The organism is Escherichia albertii NBRC 107761 = DSM 17582, from assembly GCF_000759775.1.
Lineage (GTDB): Bacteria > Pseudomonadota > Gammaproteobacteria > Enterobacterales > Enterobacteriaceae > Escherichia > Escherichia albertii.
This window is the reverse complement of the sequence record NZ_BBMY01000215.1, coordinates 1-2,253: the sequence shown is the minus strand read 5'-3', so window position 1 is coordinate 2,253 and position 2,253 is coordinate 1. Positions and strand designations below refer to the sequence as shown.

Here is a 2,253-nt window from a genome sequence, read left to right as displayed (position 1 = left end):
TGTTCCGGGCGATCCCAGTAAGTACGGCGAGAATAGTTGAGATAGACAGAGACGCCGGCATTGGCAAAATTCTGGTTATAAGTGACCGTGTACATCTCTTTATCGTTGCCCGTGCGCGCGTAATCGGCGTTATTCGCATCGAGATACTCGCTCATGGTCATGTAGTTCTTTTCCGAGAAACGATAGCCAGCAAAGGTGATGCGGCTGTTCAGTTCGTCGAAATCTTTGGCATAGCTCACGCGAAATGAGTTGCCATTCTGCGCCCCCTTGCCATAAGCGTTATTGTCGTCCAGTTGTGCATGGGCGTGCGTGACGTCAAACGCCAGCGCGCCAAGCAGCGCTAAATCTCGTCCAACGCCCAGTGCCAACGACTGATAGTGATTGTCTGCCAGCGCGCCGCCGTACAGCGACCAGCCATCGGCGACACCCCAGGAGGCTTCACCGCCGGAGAAAAAGCCGCTTTCAACATGGTGATCCCAGTCCTGTGGGCGCCCCATCATCACTTTGTAGCGCACTCGTCCCTCGCGGGTCAGGAAAGGCATGGAGGCAGTACTGACGTCATACTCCTGTATCTGCCCATTTTGTTCTTCAATACGCACATGCAGCGTGCCGGACACCGAGTCGCCGATATCCTGAATACGGAACGGTCCGGCGGGCACCTGTGTTTCATACAGCACGCGTCCCATCTGTGTGACGGTCACTTTCGCCGTACTGTGGGCCACGCCGGAAATATCCGGGGCGTAGCCACGCAGGTTGGGCGGCAGCATTTGATCGTCGGAATTGACGCTGGCGCCGATGTAGCTGAAGCCGTCAAAAATATCAGAGTTGAGGAAATCCTCCCCAATGGACAGTTTGGCTTTTAAGGACGGCAGTGCGCGCCAGGCGTAATAACGGCTCCACTGCCAGCTTCTTTCCGTACCGTCGCTGCTTTTATCATCGCTATTGCGAGTGTGCTGATAGTCGCTTTGCCAGTCGGCGCGCAGGCGCCATGCGCCAAGGTTGGCGCCCACAGTACCGTTGCCGCTGACATCATAGTTATTTTCGCCGTTGTCTTCCTGATGCCGGGTTTGAGCGTTGATACTGTAGTCGGCAATAAGCCCTGGGATACCATCATCCCAGCGCGAAGGGGGATCCCAATCGTTATCGGCGTATTCGAGGTAAGCCTGCGGCAGAGAGATGACTAATGCCGACTGGCTGAGATCGCCCTCAACCGTCATCCCATCTAACTGACCTGACTTCAGACACTGACCGTCATGCGTCCATTGTAAAGCTTTGGCGATATCGTCTTTCAGACCAAACAACGCGACCAGCTCCGGCGTCAGGCAGGCATAACTTTTACTGGCGTCATTCTCTGCAGCGTACCAGTAAATATCATATTCGTTGGGTAACGGTTGTTTATTTACCAGAACACGTAAATTATATTTCCCGGGTTCAACGTAGCCTTTATGAGAAAAGCGACCAAGGTCGATTTTTGTGTCGCCTTTTAATTCCAGAAAACGGGGGTCAAATTGAATGGTATCATCGGCCCATGCATTAAACTGGCATCCTGTTATCGCCAGAGCGATATACCAGGGCAGCCCACGTAAACGAAATAAAGAGTGGTCAGGCATACACGTATCATCCGTGATTATAATAGTTTAATGGCGATATATTGAGGCCCCATAGCGTAACGCCATGGGGCAACCACATTAGAGATAGGTAATCTGGAAGGTGGTAAGGGTTTCAAAGGCGCCCAGATCGGCCTGTGTAGCTTCACCCACTAACCAGGCTTTAAATTCCAGAGTCTGTTTAGCTTTGCCTTTGCCAGTAGCGGTATCCATCACAATACTCTGTTTGATAGGCTGACCCACTCTATAACCAGCACCCGCTTTATCGCCAATCACCAGGCTGACGTTTTTCATTTCACGTCCCGTATCCTGGCTAAACAGCGCATAGTTATCGGTATTCGGGCCAGTATAATTCGTACCGGTGAATGTCGTTTCCATAGTGGTTTCAGTGCCGAATGCACAGTCCTGCAAACGGATCTGGAAAGATTTCGGTGTAGACGTGGTGTTTAAGATCGCGCTGGCGCCAATATCACCCATGTCGACTTGCAGTTTGTGATCGTCAGGAATAATAGAGCAGACAGAATCTTCCAGCGTACCGTAGAAACGCGCGGTACCGTTGTTAGCGGCAAAAACAGAAGCAGAAGAAAGCGCACCCATGACCAACGCTGCCGCAACGGCAGTTTTAACAAACTTACTCATTATTCAT

Annotated in this window: 2 protein-coding genes; both read right to left on the bottom strand. The window is 51.8% G+C overall.

Translation table 11 applies throughout. The features are described from left to right. Positions 1-1,610: outer membrane usher protein (locus EA14781_RS22110; RefSeq protein ID WP_042336361.1), on the bottom strand; the 1,610-nt coding region annotated here is incomplete at its 3' end. A 78-nt stretch (positions 1,611-1,688) separates the two neighbouring features. Then, positions 1,689-2,246: a fimbrial protein gene (locus tag EA14781_RS22105; protein ID WP_000033341.1), complete on the bottom strand. Its 558-nt coding sequence runs from the start codon at positions 2,244-2,246 to the stop codon at positions 1,689-1,691. Positions 2,247-2,253: the final 7 nt, after the last annotated feature.

Coding starts and splice junctions, on each gene's coding strand:
- EA14781_RS22105 (WP_000033341.1), bottom strand. CDS start 2,246: ATGAGTAAGTTTGTTAAAACTGCCGTTGCGGCAGCGTTGGTCATGGGT.